General features: G+C 62.8%; 21 protein-coding genes. 14 read left to right on the top strand and 7 right to left on the bottom strand.

The window, feature by feature from the left end; genetic code table 11:
- Nucleotides 1-8: 8 nt before the first annotated feature.
- The 7 genes from nuoL to CQ14_RS04215 all read left to right on the top strand — a co-directional run bounded on the left by nuoL (nt 9) and on the right by CQ14_RS04215 (nt 8,339).
- On the top strand, nt 9-2,093 hold the full coding sequence (gene nuoL / locus CQ14_RS04185; protein WP_057856673.1) for an NADH-quinone oxidoreductase subunit L: 2,085 nt from the start codon (nt 9-11) through the stop codon (nt 2,091-2,093).
- Nucleotides 2,093-3,604, top strand: a complete 1,512-nt coding sequence (locus CQ14_RS04190) for an NADH-quinone oxidoreductase subunit M (protein ID WP_057856674.1) — start codon at nt 2,093-2,095, stop codon at nt 3,602-3,604. Before nuoL ends, CQ14_RS04190 begins: the two co-directional genes overlap by 1 nt.
- A 66-nt stretch (nt 3,605-3,670) precedes the next feature.
- A complete protein-coding gene (nuoN, locus tag CQ14_RS04195; RefSeq protein ID WP_057856675.1) occupies nt 3,671-5,107 on the top strand; it encodes an NADH-quinone oxidoreductase subunit NuoN in 1,437 nt (478 codons plus the stop codon).
- Between the two features lies 1 nt (nt 5,108).
- Nucleotides 5,109-5,915: a biotin--[acetyl-CoA-carboxylase] ligase gene (locus CQ14_RS04200; protein ID WP_057856676.1), complete on the top strand. Its 807-nt coding sequence runs from the start codon at nt 5,109-5,111 to the stop codon at nt 5,913-5,915.
- Nucleotides 5,915-7,585: a ribonuclease J gene (locus tag CQ14_RS04205; RefSeq protein ID WP_057856677.1), complete on the top strand. Its 1,671-nt coding sequence runs from the start codon at nt 5,915-5,917 to the stop codon at nt 7,583-7,585. The genes CQ14_RS04200 and CQ14_RS04205 overlap by 1 nt, the downstream gene beginning before the upstream one ends.
- A 67-nt stretch (nt 7,586-7,652) precedes the next feature.
- Nucleotides 7,653-8,057: a methylmalonyl-CoA epimerase gene (mce, locus tag CQ14_RS04210; RefSeq protein WP_057856678.1), complete on the top strand. Its 405-nt coding sequence runs from the start codon at nt 7,653-7,655 to the stop codon at nt 8,055-8,057.
- A 6-nt stretch (nt 8,058-8,063) separates the two neighbouring features.
- The gene (locus CQ14_RS04215; RefSeq protein ID WP_057856679.1) at nt 8,064-8,339 is read left to right on the top strand and encodes a DUF1467 family protein; all 276 of its coding nucleotides are present in this window, start codon (nt 8,064-8,066) and stop codon (nt 8,337-8,339) included.
- Between the two features lie 401 nt (nt 8,340-8,740).
- Here CQ14_RS04215 and CQ14_RS04220 read toward each other — a convergent pair whose 3' ends face one another.
- Entirely contained in the window at nt 8,741-8,980 is a 240-nt protein-coding gene (locus CQ14_RS04220; protein ID WP_057856691.1) for a PilZ domain-containing protein, read from the bottom strand.
- Between the two features lie 525 nt (nt 8,981-9,505).
- Between CQ14_RS04220 and CQ14_RS04225 the strand changes: the two genes are divergently transcribed.
- From CQ14_RS04225 to mtnK, 3 genes are all read left to right on the top strand, one after another.
- Nucleotides 9,506-9,859 (top strand): hypothetical protein, encoded by a 354-nt coding sequence (locus tag CQ14_RS04225; RefSeq protein WP_057856680.1) that lies wholly within the window; start codon nt 9,506-9,508, stop codon nt 9,857-9,859.
- A 27-nt stretch (nt 9,860-9,886) separates the two neighbouring features.
- Nucleotides 9,887-10,495, top strand: coding sequence for a class I SAM-dependent methyltransferase (locus tag CQ14_RS04230; protein ID WP_057856681.1), 609 nt, complete (start codon nt 9,887-9,889; stop codon nt 10,493-10,495).
- Between the two features lie 142 nt (nt 10,496-10,637).
- A complete protein-coding gene (gene mtnK, locus CQ14_RS04235; protein ID WP_057856682.1) occupies nt 10,638-11,948 on the top strand; it encodes an S-methyl-5-thioribose kinase in 1,311 nt (436 codons plus the stop codon).
- Between the two features lie 64 nt (nt 11,949-12,012).
- Here mtnK and CQ14_RS04240 read toward each other — a convergent pair whose 3' ends face one another.
- Nucleotides 12,013-12,561, bottom strand: a complete 549-nt coding sequence (locus CQ14_RS04240) for a GrpB family protein (RefSeq protein ID WP_057856683.1) — start codon at nt 12,559-12,561, stop codon at nt 12,013-12,015.
- Between the two features lie 293 nt (nt 12,562-12,854).
- Here CQ14_RS04240 and CQ14_RS04245 point away from each other — a divergent pair, with 293 nt between their 5' ends.
- The 3 genes from CQ14_RS04245 to CQ14_RS04250 all read left to right on the top strand — a co-directional run bounded on the left by CQ14_RS04245 (nt 12,855) and on the right by CQ14_RS04250 (nt 14,501).
- Nucleotides 12,855-13,328 (top strand): hypothetical protein, encoded by a 474-nt coding sequence (locus CQ14_RS04245; RefSeq protein WP_199805437.1) that lies wholly within the window; start codon nt 12,855-12,857, stop codon nt 13,326-13,328.
- A 59-nt stretch (nt 13,329-13,387) separates the two neighbouring features.
- On the top strand, nt 13,388-13,564 hold the full coding sequence (locus CQ14_RS43235) for a hypothetical protein (RefSeq protein WP_156434676.1): 177 nt from the start codon (nt 13,388-13,390) through the stop codon (nt 13,562-13,564).
- 181 nt (nt 13,565-13,745) lie between these two features.
- Entirely contained in the window at nt 13,746-14,501 is a 756-nt protein-coding gene (locus CQ14_RS04250) for a F0F1 ATP synthase subunit A (RefSeq protein ID WP_057856684.1), read from the top strand.
- 14 nt (nt 14,502-14,515) lie between these two features.
- Here CQ14_RS04250 and CQ14_RS04255 read toward each other — a convergent pair whose 3' ends face one another.
- From CQ14_RS04255 to CQ14_RS04275, 5 genes are all read right to left on the bottom strand, one after another.
- Nucleotides 14,516-15,394, bottom strand: coding sequence for a translation factor GTPase family protein (locus CQ14_RS04255; RefSeq protein ID WP_430650133.1), 879 nt, complete (start codon nt 15,392-15,394; stop codon nt 14,516-14,518).
- Between the two features lie 94 nt (nt 15,395-15,488).
- Nucleotides 15,489-16,526 (bottom strand): ABC transporter permease, encoded by a 1,038-nt coding sequence (locus CQ14_RS04260; RefSeq protein WP_057856685.1) that lies wholly within the window; start codon nt 16,524-16,526, stop codon nt 15,489-15,491.
- 10 nt (nt 16,527-16,536) lie between these two features.
- Entirely contained in the window at nt 16,537-18,036 is a 1,500-nt protein-coding gene (locus CQ14_RS04265; protein ID WP_057856686.1) for a sugar ABC transporter ATP-binding protein, read from the bottom strand.
- A gap of 5 nt (nt 18,037-18,041) precedes the next feature.
- On the bottom strand, nt 18,042-19,061 hold the full coding sequence (locus tag CQ14_RS04270; protein ID WP_057856693.1) for a sugar ABC transporter substrate-binding protein: 1,020 nt from the start codon (nt 19,059-19,061) through the stop codon (nt 18,042-18,044).
- Between the two features lie 153 nt (nt 19,062-19,214).
- Nucleotides 19,215-19,616 (bottom strand): globin, encoded by a 402-nt coding sequence (locus CQ14_RS04275; protein WP_057856687.1) that lies wholly within the window; start codon nt 19,614-19,616, stop codon nt 19,215-19,217.
- A 463-nt stretch (nt 19,617-20,079) separates the two neighbouring features.
- Here CQ14_RS04275 and CQ14_RS04280 point away from each other — a divergent pair, with 463 nt between their 5' ends.
- Complete coding sequence (locus tag CQ14_RS04280) at nt 20,080-20,454, top strand: DUF2946 domain-containing protein (RefSeq protein ID WP_057856688.1); 375 nt, start codon at nt 20,080-20,082, stop codon at nt 20,452-20,454.
- The last annotated feature ends 257 nt before the right edge of the window (nt 20,455-20,711 follow it).

Raw genomic sequence — 20,711 nt, forward strand, 5'->3', positions numbered from 1 at the left:
GCTCAGCTATGGTTCAGGCAATCGTCTTTCTGCCGCTGCTGGGCGCCATTCTGGCCGGCCTGATCGCGATCTTCGGAGCGCATGCGCGCAACCCGAGTGGCGACGAGGTCGAGCATCATGACCATGGTCACGATCAAGGTCATGGTGACCACGCGCATGCGTCGGCCGCCCATGACGACCATGGTCATGACGCTCACGGCCACGACGACCACCACGTCTCCGAGCCGCCGGCGCAGGGGTCGCGCGCGGCCGAGCTGATCACCACGGGCCTGCTGATGATCTCGGCGGCGCTGTCCTGGGTGGTGCTGGTCAATGTCGGCTTCATGCACCAGGATGCCCGGATCGCGCTGTTCCCGTGGATCAATTCCGGCGACCTGCAGGTGTCCTGGGCGCTGCGCGTCGACACGCTGACCGCCGTGATGCTGGTGGTGGTCAACACCGTCTCCTCGCTCGTGCACCTCTATTCCATCGGTTACATGGACGAGGATCCGCACCGGCCGCGCTTCTTCGGCTATCTCAGCCTGTTCACCTTCGCGATGCTGATGCTGGTGACCGCGGACAATCTGGTCCAGCTGTTCTTCGGCTGGGAGGGCGTCGGTCTCGCCAGCTATCTGCTGATCGGCTTCTGGTACCAGAAGCCGTCGGCGAATGCGGCGGCGATCAAGGCGTTCATCGTCAACCGCGTCGGCGATTTCGGCTTTGCGCTTGGCATCTTCGCCGTGTTCATGCTGCTCAAGACCACCGATTTCGAGACCATCTTTGCCGGCGCGCAGGGGCTGACCGGCAAGACCATCAACTTCTTCGGCTGGAACGCCGATGCACTGACCCTGATCTGCCTGCTGCTGTTCATGGGCGCGATGGGCAAATCGGCCCAGTTCCTGCTGCACACCTGGTTGCCGGACGCGATGGAAGGCCCGACGCCGGTCTCGGCGCTGATCCACGCCGCGACCATGGTGACCGCCGGCGTATTCATGGTGGCGCGGCTGTCGCCGCTGTTCGAACTGGCGCCCAACGCCCAGGCCGTCGTGATGTTCTTCGGCGCCACCACCGCGTTCTTTGCGGCGACCGTCGGACTCGTCCAGAACGACATCAAGCGCATCGTCGCCTATTCGACCTGTTCGCAGCTCGGCTACATGTTCGTGGCGATGGGGGCGGGGGCCTATTCGGTCGGCATGTTCCACCTCTTCACCCACGCCTTCTTCAAGGCGCTGCTGTTCTTGGGCTCCGGCTCGGTGATCTACGCGATGCATCACGAGCAGGACATCCGCAACATGGGCGGGCTGAAGGACAAGATTCCCTACACCTACAGCGTGATGGTGATCGGCACGCTGGCGCTGACCGGCTTCCCGCTCACCGCCGGCTATTTCTCCAAGGACGCCATCATCGAGTCCGCCTATGTCGCGCACAATCCGTTCGCGTATTACGGCTTCGCGATGACCGTGATCGCGGCCGGCCTGACCTCGTTCTATTCGTGGCGCCTGATCTTCAAGACGTTCCACGGCGAGCCGCATGACCAGCATCACTACGAGGCCGCCCACGAGTCGCCGATGTGGATGCTGGTCCCGATCGGCATCCTCGCCGCCGGCTCGATCCTGGCGGGCTACCCGTTCAAGGAAGTGTTCGCGGGCCACGACGTGGAAGAGTTCTTCCGCGAGTCGCTGAAGATGCATCCGCACATCATCGAGGAGATGCACCACATTTCGCCCGTGGTCGCGTTCCTGCCAACCGTGATGATGGTGGTGGGCTTCCTGGTGTCGTGGCTGTTCTACATCCGCCGTCCGTACATTCCGGTCCAGCTCGCCCGCGAGCACCAGATGCTCTACCAGTTCCTGCTCAACAAATGGTATTTCGACGAGCTCTATGAGCTCATCTTCGTCCGCCCGACGAAGTGGCTCGGCCGCTTCCTGTGGAAGAAGGGCGACGGCTTCGTCATCGACGGCTTCGGCCCGGATGGCGTGTCGGCGCGCGTGCTGGATGTCACCCGCAACGTGGTGAAGATCCAGACCGGCTACCTCTATCACTATGCCTTCGCGATGCTGATCGGCGTCGCCGGGCTGATCACCTGGTTCATGTTCGGCTTGGGAGGCCAGTAATGACAACCTGGCCTATCCTTTCGGTCGTCACCTTCCTGCCGGTCATCGGCGCGGTGCTGATCTATTTCGCCCGCGGCGATGATGAAGCGGCGCGGCGCAATGCGCGCTGGATCGCGCTGTGGACCACGCTGATCACCTTCGCGGTGTCGCTGATCCTGGTCTGGCGCTTTGATGCCGCCACTGCGGATTTCCAGTTCGTCGAAAAGGCGAACTGGCTCGCCAGCGGCATCACCTATCACATGGGCGTCGACGGCATATCGCTGCCGTTCGTGATCCTGACCACCGCGTTGATGCCGTTCTGCATCATCGCGAGCTGGAAATCGGTCACGAGCCGCGTGCGCGAATACATGATGGCGTTCCTGTTCCTGGAAACGCTGATGGTCGGCACCTTCTCGGCGCTCGACCTCGTGCTGTTCTATCTGTTCTTCGAAGGCGGCCTGATCCCGATGTTCCTGATCATCGGCGTCTGGGGCGGCCCGCGCCGGGTCTATGCGTCGTTCAAGTTCTTCCTCTACACGCTGCTCGGCTCGGTCCTGATGCTGCTGGCGATCATGGCGCTGTACTGGAATGCCGGGACCACCGACATCCCGACGCTGATGCACACGGCAGTGCCGCGCTCGTTGCAGACCTGGGCGTGGCTGGCGTTCTTTGCCTCCTTTGCGGTGAAGATGCCGATGTGGCCGGTGCACACCTGGCTGCCGGATGCGCACGTCGAGGCGCCGACCGCGGGCTCGGTGATCCTGGCCGCGATCCTGCTGAAGATGGGCGGCTACGGCTTCCTGCGATTCTCGCTGCCGATGTTCCCCTTGGCGTCGCATGACTTTGCGCCGCTGATCTTCTCGCTGTCGGTGATCGCGATCGTCTACACCTCGCTGGTCGCCTTGATGCAGGAAGACGTCAAGAAGCTGATCGCCTATTCGTCGGTGGCCCATATGGGCTTCGTCACCATGGGCATCTTCGCAGGTACCACCCAGGGCATCGCCGGTGGCGTGTTCCAGATGGTGTCGCACGGCATCGTCTCCGGCGCGCTGTTCCTGTGCGTCGGCATCGTCTACGACCGCATGCATACCCGCGAGATCGCGGCCTATGGCGGCCTCGTCAACCGGATGCCGCTCTATGCGATGGCGTTCATGGTCTTCACCATGGCCAATGTAGGTCTGCCCGGCACGTCCGGCTTCGTCGGCGAATTCATGACGCTGCTCGGCACCTTCAAGGTCTCGGTCCCGACCGCGACCTTTGCCACGCTCGGCGTGATCCTGTCGGCTGCTTACGCGCTTTGGCTCTATCGCAAGGTGGTGTTCGGCGCGCTGACCAAGCCGTCGCTCGCCAGCATCAAGGATCTGACGCCCCGCGAATGCCTGACGCTGCTCCCGCTGGTGTTCCTCACCATCCTGTTCGGCGTCTATCCGAAGCCGGTGCTCGACATGTCGGCGGCCTCGGTTCAGCAACTCGTCAACAATTACAATGCCGCCGTGACTGCCGTGAAGGCAGCCGCGCTGGTCGCGCAATAACGTAGCGTTTTCAAGCGAAGTGGAAGCCGGTTCGCATGAAGAAAACGCGTCAAGGATAAGAAGGCCATGAGCTTTTCCAGTGCAGGTTATCAGTTGCTGCCGGTGTTGCCGGAGCTGGTGCTCGCGGTCGGCGCCATGGCGCTGTTGATGCTCGGCGCCTATCGAGGCGAGGGGACGACGAGGCTCGTCACCACGCTCGCGGTGGTGCTGCTGGTCGTCACCGGCGCGCTGGAGCTGATGCTGCCGGCCGGCAAGCTCACGACCTTCGGCGGCAGTTTCGTCGTCGACGACTTCGCCCGCTTCCTGAAGGTTCTTGCCATCATCGGTTCGGCGGCGACGCTGATCCTGTCGACGGAGTTCCTGTCCGACCCGTCGCGGCGCATCTTCGAATATTCGATCCTGGTCCTGCTCTCCACGCTCGGCATGATGGTGCTGATCTCGGCCGCCGACCTGATCATGCTCTATCTCGGGCTCGAGCTGATGTCGCTCGCACTCTACGTGGTCGCCGCCTCCAACCGCGACAACGCCAAGTCCACCGAGGCCGGCCTGAAGTACTTTGTGCTGGGCGCGCTGTCCTCGGGCATGCTGCTTTACGGCGCCTCGCTGATCTACGGTTTTACCGGCACGGTCGATTTTGCCGGCATCGCAGCCGCAGTGAAGTCCGGCAGCGTCGGCATCGTGTTCGGCATCGTATTCCTGCTGGCTGGCCTTTGCTTCAAGGTCTCCGCGGTGCCGTTCCACATGTGGACACCCGACGTCTATGAAGGTGCGCCGACGCCGGTCACGGCGTTCTTTGCCTCCGCGCCGAAGGTCGCAGCCCTTGCGGTCTTCACCCGCGTGACGCTCACCGCGTTCCCCGGCATCGTCCCGCAATGGCAGCAGATCCTCGTCTTCGTGGCGATCGCCTCGATGGCGCTGGGATCGTTTGCCGCGATCGGGCAGAAGAACATCAAGCGCCTGATGGCCTATTCCTCGATCGGCCATATGGGTTTTGCGCTGGTTGGCCTCGCCTCCGGCACGGTGGAGGGGGCGCAGGGCGTTTTGATCTACATCGCGATCTATGTCGCGATGACGCTGGGCTCCTTCGCCGTGATCCTGACCATGAAGCGGAACGGGCAGCCGGTCGAGCAGATCAGCGATTTCGCCGGCCTCTCGCGCACCAATCCGATGCTGGCGTTCTTCTTCGCCATGCTGCTGTTCTCGCTGGCCGGCATTCCGCCGCTCGCCGGCTTCTTCGCCAAATGGTACGTGTTCGTGGCCGCGATCAAGGCGGGGCTGTTCACGCTCGCCGTCATCGGCGTGCTGACCAGCGTCGTGGGCGCGTTCTACTATCTCACCATCGTCAAGCTGATGTATTTCGACGAGCCTGCCGGGCAGATCGAGCCGATGCGCATCGAATTGCGCACGGTGCTGGCGGTCGCGGGCATCTTCAACATCTTCTTCTTCGTCTATCCGGGGCCGCTGGTCAGCGTGGCCACGGCGGCGGCGAAGTCGCTTTTTTAGGATGACCTTTACGCTCGGACCCCGGGCCATCTCGGCGGGCTACCAGCTCGCCGCTTTCGATCAGATCGGTTCGACCAATGCCGAGGCACTGGCGCGCGCCCGCGACGGCGAGCGGGGCCCGAAATGGTTCGTGACGACGGAACAGACCGCCGGCCGCGGCCGGCGCCAGCGGGCCTGGGTCATGCCGCGCGGCAACCTCGCCAGCAGCATTCTGGAAGTCATGGACGTCTCGCCGGCGGTTGCCGCAACGCTCGGCTTCGCCGCCGGCCTTTCGCTGGAAAGCGCGCTGCAGAAACTGGCCGTCGAAGCCAATATGCGCCGGGCCGAGCCACTGAAATTCGCGTTGAAATGGCCGAATGACGTTCTGGCGGAGCGTCAGAAGCTCACCGGCATCTTGCTGGAAGCAGAAGCGGTGGCCGGAAACCGGCTCGCGGTGGTGGTTGGGATCGGCACCAACGTCGTCGCGGCGCCCGAGGGCACGCCGACGCCTGCGACTTCGCTCGCAGCGCTCGGGGTCCATGTCGGCGCTGAGGAATTGTTCAAGGGGCTGGCGGAGGCCTGGGTCGAGTTCCGCGGCATCTGGGACAACGGCCGCGGCTTTGCCGGGATTCGAAAGGCGTGGCTGGACCGTGCCTTCGGCGTCGGCGAACCTGTTGCGATCCGGACCGGAACCGCAACCATCGAAGGCACGTTCGATACGATCGATGAAACCGGCTGTCTGATCGTCCGCACTGCGGAAGGCAAGCGCATGCCGATCACGGCCGGCGAGGTCTATTTCGGCACCGCGGCATCGCTGGGAGCGACCTGATGGCGCGGCCGGATGAACTGACCTTTGCGCCGCTCGGCGGCGTCGGCGAGATCGGCATGAACCTGTCGATCTACGGGCTCGGCAACCGCCATCAGCGGTCCTGGCTTGCGGTCGATCTCGGCGTCTCCTTCGGCGACGAGGAGCACCTGCCGGGCATCGATTTGATCATGCCCGACATCAGCTTCCTGGAGAAAGAGCGCAACAATCTGATGGGCCTGGTGCTGACGCACGCTCATGAGGACCATTTCGGCGCCATCATCGATCTCTGGCCGAAACTGCAATGCAAGGTCTACGCGACCAAGTTCAGCGCCGCGTTGTTCGAGGCCAAATGCGCCGCCGAGCGCAATCCGCCGAAAATCCCGGTGACGGTGGTTCCCTCAGGCGGCCGGGTCAATCTCGGGCCGTTCACCGTCGAGTTCATTCCGGTCGCGCATTCGATTCCGGAGTCGCATGCGCTCGCGATCCATACTTCCGTCGGCACCGTGCTGCACACCGGCGACTGGAAGATCGATCCGACGCCGATCATCGGCCTTCCGACCGACGAGCGGCGTTTGCGCGAACTCGGCGATGCCGGCGTGCTGGCGCTGGTCGGCGATTCCACCAACGCTGTGCGGGACGGGCGCTCGCCCTCGGAAACCGAGGTTGCTGCCACCATTGCCAAGCTGGTGAAGGGCGCCAAGGGCCGCGTCGCCGTCACCACCTTCGCCTCCAACGTCGCCCGCCTCAAGGCGGTTGCGGACGCCGCCAAGGCGGCCGATCGGGAAGTGGTCGTGGTCGGCCGCGCCATGGAGCGCGTGGTGCAGGTCGCCCGCGAGACCGGCTATCTCGAAGGTGTGCAGAATTTCCGTGGCGCCGATTATTACGGCCACTTCCCGCCGGACAAGGTGCTGGCGCTGTGCACCGGCAGCCAGGGCGAGCCGCGGGCGGCGCTGGCGCGCATCGCCAATAACGACCATCCGCAGGTGACGCTGAACAAGGGCGACAGCGTGATCTTTTCCTCGCGCACCATCCCCGGCAACGAGAAGGCGGTCGGCGCCATCATCAACGGGCTGGTGGCGCAGGGCATCGAGGTCATCACCGACCGTACCGATCTGGTCCACGTCTCCGGCCATCCGCGCCGCGACGAGCTCCGCGACATGATCACATGGGTGCGCCCGCAGATCCTGATTCCGGTTCATGGCGAGGCGCTGCATCTGTCGGAGCACGCCAAGCTGGCGCGCGCCGCCGCCGTGCCGAAGGTCCTGACCTGCCGCAATGGCGACCTGGTCAAGCTCGGTCCGGGCGATCCGGCCATTATCGACGAATTGCCGTCGGGGCGGCTCTACAAGGACGGCGCGATCCTGGAGGATTCCAAATCCCGCGCCGTGGTGGAACGGCGGCGGATGGGGTTCGCCGGCTGCGCCTTCGTGGCGCTCGCCATGACCGACAAGGGCGAACTCGTCGACGATCCCGAGGTTGATCTGGTTGGCGTCCCCGAGAAGAATGCGGCCGGCGAGATCATCGACGAGATCGTGTTCGACACGGTGGTATCGACCGTCGAAGGCCTGCCGCGGGCGCGGCGGCGCGATCCGGACGCCACGGCGGAATCGGTCCGCCGCGCGGTGCGGGCGGTGATCAACGAGCAATGGGGCAAGAAGCCGATTTGCCTCGTTCATGTTCTGGTGGTTTGAGGTAGAAAGCGTTATCGGGCCGCGCGGATACGCCGCGACGACGCATCAAAGCAGGGAGTGGAGTGTCATGCTGGGCCGGCTCAATCACGTGGCGATCGCGGTCAAGGATGCGGAAAAGGCCGCAAAAATCTATGGCGGCGCGTTCGGGGCCGAAATCTCCGGCGCGGTGCCGCTGCCGGAACATGGCGTCATCACCGTGTTCGTGACGCTGCCCAACACCAAGATCGAATTCATCCAGCCGCTCGGCGAGGCTTCGCCGATCGCCAAATTCGTCGAGCGCAACGCCGACGGCGGCATCCATCACATCTGCTACGACGTGCCTGACATCATCGCCGCGCGCGACAAGCTGATCGCAGAGGGCGCGCGCGTGCTCGGCGACGGCGTGCCGAAGATCGGCGCCCACGGCAAACCGGTGCTGTTTTTCCACCCGAAGGATTTCTCCGGCGCGCTCGTCGAAATCGAACAGGCCTGAGCCCTTATGGCCTATAGCATCTCAACCGCGCTTGCGATCTACTTCGTGCTCTGGTGGGTCGTGCTGTTCGTGACGCTGCCATTCGGCGTCCGTAGCCAACACGAGGAGGGCGAGGGCGCCCCCGGCACCGATCCCGGCGCGCCGGTCATGGCGCGGATGGGCTGGAAGCTGCTCTGGACCACGCTGATCTCGGGCGTGGTGTTCGGCATCGGGATGTGGGCCTATCACCAAGGTCTTCTGAACATCGAGCGGCTGTCGAAGCTGATGGGGCTGCCGTTCTAGAGCCCGGTTCTGATTGAATCAGAACCGGGCTCTAGATTCTTGTTTTGACGCGTTTTCTTGACGCGAACCGGTGTCCACTTCGCTGGAAAGCGCTCTAGGGTTAGGACAGGCACAATGTGGCGCTGTGTTGCTCTGCTTTTCTTGCTGCTGACATCCATCGGCGGGCCCGCTGCCGCGATGGATCCCTCCGCCATGGAGGAGACCAACTGCCTGATGGCCTGCGACGCCAATCAGGAGCATTGCGGCGCCGGGCAGGCTTCACTCAACAGGAACCGTCCCGTTGCCGCACATCTTTCGCAGCGGGAAATCAAAGCATCTCCGGTTCCCGGTTTGCGTCGGACGACTGGGCCCTCGACCCGTGAGGGGCCACTGTCTCGTGCAAATGAAGGCAGGCCCTAAATCTAGTCGAACGCGACACCGATCCGCTTTTCGTTTCGCCAGGCAACCCGGCAGTGGCGACGCGTGTGAGTGCCCGAGATCACCAGCCAGAAGCTATCGGGAATGCCGAGTTGGCTGGCAACTTCAATCGCAGCGCCCGTATCCGATACGTTCCGGATGGTGCAGTCGATGACGCCGCCATTGAACTCGATCGATCCCGCCTTCAATACCCGGTGCCGGGGCGCCGCGCGATGGTTGTCCATAACCTGAAGCGGTTCAGCCGCCTTGGGCGTTGCTTCCTTCGCCGTTTGTTGCTGCAGCAGCCCTTGGGCGTGCAGTGTTGCGGTCTGGATGGTTTCGTCCGTCAGCGTGGGCCGGATTCTGGCCCAGGCGAGCCGGAAGCGGACCTGGCAGTCCTTGAAATTGATGGCGGGCCCCCGGTCATTGGGGGTCGGGGGAAGCCCATAGACCGAGCAGGCCCACCACCAGTGGGGGCCGTCCGCCTGCTTCATGATCCGCCCGACCGGGAAGCCGCGCCAGACCACCTCAAAGTCGTCGTCCTGGCGGGCGCCGCCAATGACGGTGGGCCGCAATGCAATCGTTTCCAGATCGTCAGTCGTCATCGGATGTCCCTGATCCGATTTTGGAGGCCGGACGATACCGTTAGTCACATCCGGGCGATCGGGACAATAGCCTGCCAGCCGAATACATTAGGTAAATTCCGATTCTGACAATCCGGCGGGATCGGCTAATTGTGCCGCCGGTTCAGTTCCGGCTGGGGGAAGCCAATGAATTTTCAGCGCATTTTATTATTGTTTGTGGTTCTGCTCGCCGCCGGCCTTGCCGGATCGTTCTACATGAACTGGAAGACGCTGGGGCAGCTTCGAACTGTAAAGGCCTTCGTCGAAGGTTCGGTCTTTGCCGATGCGGTCGCGGCCTGCGAGCGGGTGCAAAGCACGACCCCGTTCAAATGGACCGACGGCAAGCGGACCGCGGTCATCGGGGTGACGTCCGTCAAGCTGAACAAGGATACGATCATCCCGAGCTACACGCTGGTCGCCGATAGCGTCTATTGCGACTATGACCCGATCAAGAAAAAGGCCGATATCGGCTCGAACTTCCTGGAACGGGAGACATTCTAGACGCGGGAATGGCGTGCGGATTTGGAAATGGCGTCGAAAGAAGCCGAGGCGATCATTGACCTGTACCAGCGCAAGGCGCGGGACTGGATCGAGAGCCGCGCACGCACCAAGCTTATTGAAAAGCCCTGGCTCGACCGTTTCCGCCTGCTGTTGCCGCCGGCAGGCCAGATCCTCGATCTCGGTTGCGGCTCCGCCGTGCCGATGGCCGCCTATCTGATCGAGCTTGGTCATCCCGTCACTGGCGTGGATTCCTCACCGGCCATGATCGAGGCCTGTCGAGAGCATTTTCCCAAGCAGGAATGGATTGTCGCCGATATGCGCAAGCTTGCCTTGCGGCGGCAGTTTTCCGGCATCCTGGCGTGGGACAGTTTCTTTCATCTCTCTTACGGCGACCAACGCCGGATGTTTCCGGTGTTTCGAGAGCACGCAGCGCGAGACGCGGCGCTGATGTTCACCAGCGGTCCTGTGCATGGCGAGGCGATCGGGGATTTCGCCGGCGAGCCCCTCTATCATGCAAGCCTGGATCCCGCTGAATATCGTTCATTGCTCGATCAGAGCGGGTTTCGTGTGGTCTCGCATATCGCCGAAGATCCCGATTGCGGCGGCCACACCATCTGGCTCGCGCAACGCATTTGAGACGCCGGGGCAAAATCGGGGCGGTGAACGCGCTGGCCGCCGGCCGCGCCTTGCGGCTATGATCCGGTCAACAAAGGCTGGCTCAAGTTTCCTGAAACGGGAGTGACCGCAACTCCCGGGCGCCGGCAACGGGGGGACCACGATGAGTTCACAGCGCCGATCGTCGGCCGATCCGCGGCAGGACGAATATCGAATTCTGCATGAGGCCGATCTGCGGGATTATCTCGCAGGGATTCCCGAGGTCGCGGTTCGGCTCGGCGGTGCTCCGGCGTCATGGTCGATCAGCGAGGTCGGCGACGGCAACCTCAATCTCGTGTTCATCGTCAAGGGCGGGGCGGGCGGCGTCGCCGTCAAGCAGGCGCTGCCCTATGTGCGGCTTGTCGGCGAGAGCTGGCCGCTGCCGCTGTCGCGCTCGCATTACGAATATCTGGCGCTGACGCATCAGGCGCGGCTCGCGCCGGGGCTGGTGCCTGCGGTGCTGCATCACAACGAGGCGCTCGCGCTCGTCGTCATGGAATTGCTCGAGCCGCATATCATCATGCGCAAGGGGCTGGTGGCCGGCACGCTCTATCCGCGCTTTGCCGGGGATATCACGACGTTTCTGGCGCGGACGCTGTTTTTCTCTTCCGATCTGGCGGTAACCGCTGCGCACAAGAAGGAGGGGATTGCCGCCTTCGCCGGCAACCATGCACTCTGCAAGATCACCGAGGACCTGATCTTCACCGATCCCTACCGCGTGGCCGAGCAGAACCACTGGACCGAGCCGTGGCTCGATGCGACCGCGGCGGCCTTTCGCGAAGACCTCGACCTGCATGCGGCGATCTCACGGCTGAAGCTCAAATTCATGGCCTCTCCGGAAGCCCTGATCCATGGCGACCTCCACACCGGCTCGATCATGGTGACGGACAGCGCGACCATGGTGATCGATCCTGAGTTCGCGTTCTACGGACCGATGGGGTTCGATCTCGGCGCGGTCATCGCCAATCTCCTGATGGCCTATCTGGCGTCCGCCGGTCACGAGCGTTCGCCGGGCGAACGGCGGCTGTTTGAGGCCTGGGTGCTGGAAACGATCGAAGACGTCTGGACCGAGTTCGCCAGCGAGTTTCTCGAACTCTGGCGCACGGAAGGCCATGGCGACGCCTACCCGCGAACGCTGTTTCCCGGCGAGGCAGGAGCTGCGCATCTGGAGGCCGAGCGGCAGGCCTATATGGCGCGGCTGTTCCGCGACACCGTCGGATTCTCGGCCGCCAAAATCATCCGCCGCATTCTGGGGCTCGCCCACAACATTGATTTCGAACTGATCGAAGACCCGAAGCGGCGGGCGATCTCCGAGGCACGCAGCCTGCGGCTGGCGCGCGCGATGATGGTGGATGCGGCTTCGTTTCCAACGATCGGTGCCGTGACGAAAGCGGCACGCGAGGCCCGCGACTGGCAGCCGGATTTCGCCAAATGAGGGCGGCGCCAGTGAGGGCGTTTGCTGACAGGCCAGCGCCCAAATGCATCCTGTCCGGGGCTATCTAATCTCCCGCATGCGCGCGCCATGCACGCGCCTTCGCTGTCGTCTCTTCGACGAAAATGGTCTTGCCGTTTCGATAGGCCGCGATGTTGTCGTTTGATGAGGCTGCAAGCGCGCGCTTGATATCGGCGTAGGCCATGGCCGTCTCAGGATGTGCGCGAAGATAGTCGCGAAACACCAGAAATGCTTCCCAGCGAGGATTGGACGACTCCATCAAATGGATATGGTGGGTCCATGGTCCCGGAGGCCCCTTGCGGAAGAACATCTCGCCAGGGAGCCACGACGCGTATTCGGGCAGGTATCTGTAGCCGAGCGCCTCAATCGGCTCGATGCATCGTTTTCTCGCCTCTTCAAGGCTGGGCACACCGACTAGCAGGTCGATGATGGGTTTCGATGGGAGACCTGGGATCGCCGTGCTGCCCATGTGTTCAATGGACAAAGCGAACGAACCGAGAGCGATCTTGATCCTCATGCGCTCCTGCTCGAACAGCATCGGCCAATTCGGATCGTAGTCCGCGACAACAATTGACCCGGCCCCGTATTTCTCCATGCGCAGCCCCGATTGCGTTTCGCGGCACTGTATCACAGAGGTAGCGGTTGGGGCATCACTAGCGGGTTATCGCTTCGAGTTGCCGAACCCCCCGTTACCGCTGAAGCATGCGCGCCCGCGGGTGACGGCGTCTCCCATGGTTCCAGAATTAACCGCCAGCGCGGACATAAAGGTTAAACGGCAAGCTTAATCAGGGGATTTGGTTTGCTCGCCTCCACGGGAGAGCTAACCGTCTAAGTCGCATTTCGAGAGATTTTTGTCTCTGCTCACGTTTTCATTCAGGGAGCACCCCCGTGGTACGTCCAGCAAAACCGCCGATTTTGGATGCGATTGATCTCGAACGCGAGATTGAAAAAGAGTTTCGCAAACTGCCTCACGAATCCGGGCCGACCGAATTCGCGCCGCCCTCCGTGCGCGCTCCCGATCTGGGGATGCCGGATTATGTGGAACACAGCGACGGCGCCACGGAGATCGGCCGGCTGTCGGCGGAAGCTGTCGTCCGCGAATATGAAGCTGCGGCAAAGGACATCGAGGCGCTGGGCGTCGAGCTCGTTGAGCAGGCCAGGCAATGCGAAGCCATGACCCGCGAGGCGCTTGCGGTGACCGAAGAGCTGAAGGAAACCGCAGCGCGCTATCGCGCCGAGGCCAAGCGCGTCTTCCTTCAAATCGAGAACTGTTCGCTGGTGACGGCGGAAGTCCGCAAGATCTGCGAGGAAATGAAGGACAAGATCGCAGCTCCGGCCAAGGTCGAAGCCAAGGCCGAATAGGGCTGAAGCTCCATATGGAGCGGCCCTTCCGCGAGAGCGTCGGGTTCTAGGCGGCGTAGATGGTCCGCTGCGTTTCGGGCCTCGCCCATGGCGTTGAGTTCAAACTGATCGAAGACCCGAAGCGGTGCGCGGCCTCGGAGGCGAGAAGCCTGCGGCTCGCGCGTGCAATCGTGGTCGCGCTTATCCATCTGTTCGGTTACGTTGACCAGTACCCATCGCTACAGGTGCGCAACTGAGGTAGAAACGCTGACCCTTCTTTTCCTTGCACCTGTAGAGCGTCGCAGCCCTCTGAAGGGAAAGCAACGGCTTCCAATCCATAAATCGACCGCGAGCATTGTGAATTGACCGACGCTTGCGGTTGGGGAAAATGTAGAAAGATCGCGTAAGTGCTGGTCCTCTGGACAAAGAGCCGCGCACATGACCCTTGATCCAATCCATCAGTTCAACATCAACAACCTCTTCACGATCGGCCACATCGGCGGTCACACGATCTCTTTCACCAACTCAACAGCCTATATGTTGCTCACGGTGGCGGTGATTTGCTTGCTGGCTATACGCGGTATGAAAGGCCGGCAACTGGTGCCCGGCCGCTTCCAGTCGGCGGCCGAATTGAGCTACGTGTTCGTGGCCACCATGATCCGGTCCACCGCGGGCGAGGACGGCATGAAGTTCTTCGCGCTGGTGTACTGTCTGTTCATGTTCATTCTGGTCGCGAACGTGATCAGCATCATTCCCTACACCTTCACGGTCACGAGCCACATCATCGTCACCGCATCGTTCGCGTTGCTGGTGTTCTTCACGGTGCTGATCTACGGCTTCTATAAGAACGGGCTGAAGTTCTTCAGGATCTTCGTGCCGCCTGGCGTTCCCGGCTACATACTGCCGCTGGTCGTCGCGATCGAGGTCATCTCGTTCCTGTCGCGGCCGCTGTCGCACAGCGTGCGTCTGTTCGCCAACATGCTGGCGGGTCATATCACACTGAAGGTGTTCGCCGGCTTCGTCGCCTTGCTCGGCACCTCGCTCGGCACCATCGGTTGGATCGGCGGCATAGCGCCGCTCGCATTGACCGTTGCGCTGACCGCGCTTGAATTGCTGGTGGCGTTCCTGCAGGCCTATGTTTTTGCGATCCTGACCTGCATCTATCTCAACGACGCGCTTCATGGGGGACACTAGGTGGACCCGGCATGTCAGGCACGCATGCCTATTGCGGGCCGAAATGGTGGATCGCTTTCGGGCAAGGGAACGGGGGTGTAGTGATCGAATTGCATTGTGAACGTCGCGCGTCCCTGGCTGATCGAGCGTAGGTTGTTCACGTACCCGAACATGTTCATGAGCGGCACTATCGCATTGATGACGTTGGCGTTGCGCCTTTGTATCTGGCCGCGCCGCAAATTCAGGTCGCCGATGACGGCGTCGGCATAGTCGTCCGTGGTCACCACTTCGACCTTCATGATCGGCTCGAGCAGGACGGACTTGCCCTTCAGCAGCGCTTCGCGGAACGCAGTGCGCGATGCGATTTCGAAGGCCTGCGCCGAGGAATCGACGTCGTGGAACTTGCCGTCGATGAGCTGCACCTTGACATCGACCACCGGGAAGCCGGCGACCACGCCGGACGGGAGCACGCTCTCAACGCCTCTTTCGACTCCGGGGACGTATTCTCTCGGCACCGCGCCGCCGACGATCTTCGATTCAAACTCGTAGCCCTTGCCGGGCTCGTTCGGCTCGACGACCAGCGTCACCGCCGCGAATTGACCGGCACCTCCGCTCTGTTTCTTGTAGGTGTAGCTGTGCTCGACGCGCCTGGTGACACGCTCGCGGAATGCCACCTGCAGCGCGCCGATATTGGTGTCTATCTGGTAGGTACGCCTGAGGTTGTCGATCTTGGTATCGAGATGGAGTTCGTCCATGCCCTTGAGGATGGTCTGGCCGGACTCACGGTCGGTCGACACACGGAACGACGGATCTTCGGCCGTCAGATTCGCCAACGCAACATCGAGCCTCTCTCGGTCGTTGTTTGATTTCGGTTCGATCGCGACTTCGACCAGCCACGGCGGCTGCGTGTGGATGTCATCCGCCATCGCTCAATCCCAAATCTTCGATCATCCGACCAGTGAGTAGGTCGCAAGGGGATGATACCCGGTTTCATCGACGATGGCGCGTTTATTCGGCCGTCCGTTCCCGCAATCGCTGCGCATAGACGTTGATGATCAGCGCCGCCAGCAGGATCAGGCCGCGGATCAGGATTTTCAGAAAACTGTCGATGTTGACGTGGTCGAGCCCGTTGTTGAGGACGCCGAGCACGAACAGGCCGACGATGGTGTTGCCGATGCCGCCGCGGCCACCGAACAGGCTGGTGCCACCGACCACGACGGCGGCGATGGAATCCAGAAGATAGGTGTCGAACTCGTTCTGCTGCGCGCTGCCGAAATGCGCGACGCCGAGCATGCCGCCGATGCCGGCGCAGACGGCCGAGATCACCATCACGCTGCCGAGGATGAGCTTGACGTTGAGGCCGGAATATTCGGCGGCCTCGCGATTTCCACCGACCATGTAGACGTAACGGCCGAAGCGGGTGTAGGTCAGCACCAGATGGCCGCCGAGCAGCATCGCTGCTGCCACGATCACGATCCAGGGTACTCCGCCGATCGACGTCGATCCGAGCGTCGAGACCAGCGGCGGCACCTTGTAGGCGATTTGCCCGCGCACGAGCAGCGCCGAGATGCCGGCCGCGATCTGCATCATTGCCAGCGTCATGATGAAGGAGGGGATGCCGATCACGGTCAGCCCGAACGCGTTGACGAGGCCGAGCAGGGCGCAGAGCGCCAGCGCCAGCAGGATCGCGGCCCATCCGGGCATCGGGACATTGGCGATGTTGACGTAGGATTCCTGCAGCGTGAAATAGGCGACTGCAATGCCGGTGACGTTGGCAATCGCGGCGATCGAGAGATCGATCTCGGCGCAGAGGATCACGAAGGTGAGGCCGACGGCGATGATGCCGGTGACCGAGATCTGCGTCAGGATGTTGCCGAGATTGTCGAGCGTGGCGAAGGAGGGGCTTGCCACCGCAAAGAAGGAAAACAGGCAGATGAGCGTCAGGAACGGCGCGATGTTGCGCATCTGGGAGCGCAGTATCGCGGCGAGCCGGTGCGGGCGTTTGCGGTCCGAAGCGGGGACTGTCACGCTTTCACCTGAAGTCATGTCGGTCTCCTCACGCCGCTTCGAGCAGGCGGTCCTTGCTGATCCGTTCGTTGGCAAATTCCCGCACCACCGCGCCGCGCTTGAGCACGATGACGCGGTCGGCGAGCGACAGCACCGTCTCCGGCTCGGTGGAGAGCACGATGACGGCGAGCCCCTTGGCGCGCAGATCCCTGACGATGTGGATGACGTCGTCCTTGGCGCCGACGTCCATGCCGCGGGTCGGCTCGCACAGCACCAGCAGCCGCGGCGGATAGCTCAGCCACTTGGCCAGCGCCACCTTCTGCTGATTGCCGCCCGAGAGCATGCCGAGGTCGAGTTCGACCGCCGCCGGGCGGATCCGCAACTGGTCGACCTGCCGCGCGGCGATCTCGCGCTCGCGCGACGGCTTCAGCAGCAGGGATGAAATCCGGTCGAGGACGCTGATCGAGATGTTCTTGTAGACCGGCTCCTGGTGGAAGAGCATGTCGCGCCGGCTCTCCGGCACGAAGGCAATCCCGGCGCGGCGCGCATCGGCCGTGCTGCGGAAGGCCTTTTGGTCGCCCGCCACCGTCAGCGAGCCCTGGTCGGGTCGCAGTTTGCCGAACAGGATACGCGCCAGCTCGAGCTGGCCGCATCCCATGAAACCGTAGATGCCGAGCACTTCGCCGGCGCGCACGTCGAACGAAACATCGCGCAGGCTGCGGGCGAGCGACAGCCCGTTCGCGTTCAGCACCACCGGCCTCTCGGCGGGCGGCGGCAGCATGATGTCGTGCGTATAGGTCTCCTCCAGCGCCTCGCGACCCTTGCCGATCATCGCCTCGATCAGGGCGGGCTTGCTGGTCTCGGCGGCCCTGGTCTCCGCGACCTTTCGGCCGTTACGGAACACGGTCACGACGTCGGAGACGCGCAGGATGTCCTCGATGAAATGCGAAATGAAGACGATGCTGGTGCCTTCGTCGCGCAGCCGCTTCAGCGTCGCGAACAGGCGCTCCACCTCCGGCGGCGACAGCGCCGAGGTCGGTTCGTCCAGGATGATGATGCGGGCGCCCGAGAACAGCACGCGGGCGATCTCGATCAGTTGCTGCAACCCGATCGGCAGGTCGCCGAGCCGCGACATCGGGTCGACGTCGATGCCGAAGCGTTTGAGTTGCTCGCCGGCCTCCCGCGCCATGCGCCGCCATTGCACGAAGCCTAAGCGGTTGGTCGGCTGGTTGCCGAGAAACACGTTCTCGGCCACCGACAGGTCGGGCGCCACGCTGAGTTCCTGATGCACCATGGCGATACCCGCCGCATGGGCGTCGCGCACCGAGCGAAAGCGGGTTTCCTTGCCGTCCAGGATGAAGCGGCCGGAGAAATCGGCATGCACGCCGGCGATGATCTTCATCAGCGTGCTTTTGCCCGCGCCGTTCTCGCCGACGAGACCATGGATCTCGCCGGCGGTGAGCGCGAAATCGACACCACGAAGGGCTTCGACGCCGCCGAAGGCCTTCGTGATCTCTTGCAGTTCGAGGATGGGCTGTCCCGCGGGCATGGGGCTCAGATCAGGAAATGGTCCTCCATCCATTGCATGCCGGCGGCGTTGGCCTTAGTCACGACAGGGCCGTCCGTGATGACATGCTTCGGAATGCCCTGTCCGCTCTTCTCGCCTGCGGTCACCGCGGCGACGCCGGCGATGATGGCGCCGCCATGGATGCGGCAGGAGGGGTTACGCACGGTCGCGAACATACGGCCCTCGCTCACCGCCTGGATCGCCGGCGGCATGGCGTCGACGCCGCCGATCAGGATGTTGGTGCGGTTACGCGCCTTCATGATGTTGTAGGCCGCCAGCGCCATGTCGTCATTGTGGAAGAAGGCCGCGTCGATCTGCGGATGTTTGGTCAGATAGGTCTCCCACAGCCGCGCCGTCTTCGAGACATCCCAATCCGCGGGCTGGGTGTCGAGCACCTCGATGTTCGGGAACTGCTTCACCACGGACTCGAACCCCTTGGCGCGGCCCTGGGCGCCGGTATGGCCGAGGGCGCCTTGCGTCATGATGATCTTGCCCTTGCCGCCCATGGCATTGCACAGCGCCTGCGTCACGGACGCGCCCATGAATTCATTGTCGGGCGCCAGGAACGAATGAACCTTGATCTGGTCCAGCGGAGCGATCAGCGTGTCCATGTCGATTACGGGAATGCCGGCATCGATCATCTTGTTCACCGGCTGGGTCAGCGTGCCGATGCCGAACGCCTGGATGGCGACGAAATCCCATTTCTGCGAGGCCATGTTGTCGATCGCGGCGCGCTGCTTGACCGCGTCGAGCTGGCCGTCGAACCAGGTGACTTCGACGTTGAACAGCTTGCCCCACCATTCGGCCGCCTGCTTGCCCTGGGCGCACCAGGTCGCTTGCAGACCGGCATTGGAGAACGCCGCCTTCAGCGGTTTCTCCGAGCGTGTGGCTGCCGCCAGCGCCGGGTTTATGCCCAGTCCCCCGAGCAGGGCGGTCGCTGCGCCAGCCACGCCCGCCGCCTGAAGAAGGTCGCGTCTGGTCGTTGCGGATTTGTCAGTTCCGGACATCGTTTGCTCCCTCGCTTTGTCTTTGTTATCGCCGTCGGCGTCGATTGCATGCACCGCGGATCGAGGCAGTCTTTCACACTCGGCGCGGTTCCGCCACCGGATGACTTGATCGTCCGTATCAATGAGATCAGGAAAATCCTGGTGTTCGTCGCTTCACTGCGCTGCAACGAGACTTTCGATATCACCGAGCAGTGTCCGCCACGCCGCGTCGATGTCATCAGACCAGTCCGCGCCGATGACCTCACGGAGCGTCTGCGCAATGATCGCGAAGAACGCGACGAACAATTCGCGCGGCGTGCCGTAGGCATCGTGCGAGGAGACTTCCGATGTGATCAGGCGGAAATGGCCGGTGCGTTCGCCGGCAAAGTCCAGGATGGCGCCGATGGTGAGCGCCAGCATCGAACCCTTGACGAGTTCGCTGCCCTCGGTGCGGAACATCGTCTGCGCTTCTGGATGCGCCTCGAACAGGCGGCGATAGACCAGCGGCGTCAAATCTTCGCAGCACTCGGCGGCGATCTCAAAACTTCGCTCGATCGGATTTGACGATGCCGTCATTGTTGTTTGCGATCGTCTCGAAAAAAAAGAGCAGGGCTCGGAGCCCTGCTCAAAAATTGTGTCGACCCTTAATTTCCTCGAAAATTTAGATTTGATCTTGATTGTCGAGGCGACGCTGCTTGTGCGCGTCAGGGCTCCTCCCGAGACTTGGACCACCAAGCTTTGCCTCTCGGCCAGCCTGAGCTTGGATTGGTAGACCATCTTTTTCGTCTTGTCACCATTTTCGGCAACGTTTGTTCAAAATTCCAGCACTCTGCGAAATGATTGGGAAATTGCTACTGATGGTTGTGGGTTTAGCTGCAATACCCCCGAGGCTTGGTATCGGGGTAGGGCGCCTTGTCTGCGGCCTGAAATGCATCTCTTTTCGCCAAGTTTACTCCTTGAAGCTGCAACATAGTTCCGGGAACCTCGTCTCGACTTCGGACTCCAGAGGTGATTAAGGTCTGAAGCGGATGGATTTGCGATGCGCCGGCGGCTGAAGAAGTTTCTGCCAATAGTCCTGATTGCGCTCCTGGTGCAGATTTTTGCACCGATAGGCGCATGCTGGGCGGCCAGCATCGCGGCCTCCGATCCGCTCGCCGGCGCCGTGATCTGCCACGGCAATGGCGCCCCCGGGGCGGGGCAGTCCGACCAGGCCAACCACCGCGCCCATGACGGATGCTGTTCGGTTTGCAGCGTGCTGCAGACCGGCGTCCCGGTCGACACGCCCGAGATAGCCGACATCGTTACGATCGATCGCCAGCCCGAGCGCGTGGTCTGGATCGAATTTACCCCCGACCGGTTCGCCTCCCGCGCCGGTTCGCACGCGCAGGCGCGCGCGCCACCCTCCGTTTCCTGACCTCCATCCCTGTCGAGATTGGTGCGGCCTTCGGCCGTCCCGGTTGATTCACATGCGCAGGCCGGCAGAAGACCGGCGTCAGGATCGTTCCCATGTTTGGTTATCGTGCCCTTGCCGGGGTGAGCACGCTCGCATTGTGCGGCGTCTCGTTGGCGTTTCCCTCGGTGACCAAGGCGCAGACGGCCAGTCAAAGCCTGCCGGCCGTAACCGTCGACGCGCCGCGGCCCGCCGCGGCCCGGCCCGCGGCCCGCAAACCG

Source organism: Bradyrhizobium lablabi (assembly GCF_001440475.1).
GTDB classification, from domain to species: Bacteria; Pseudomonadota; Alphaproteobacteria; order Rhizobiales; family Xanthobacteraceae; genus Bradyrhizobium; species Bradyrhizobium lablabi.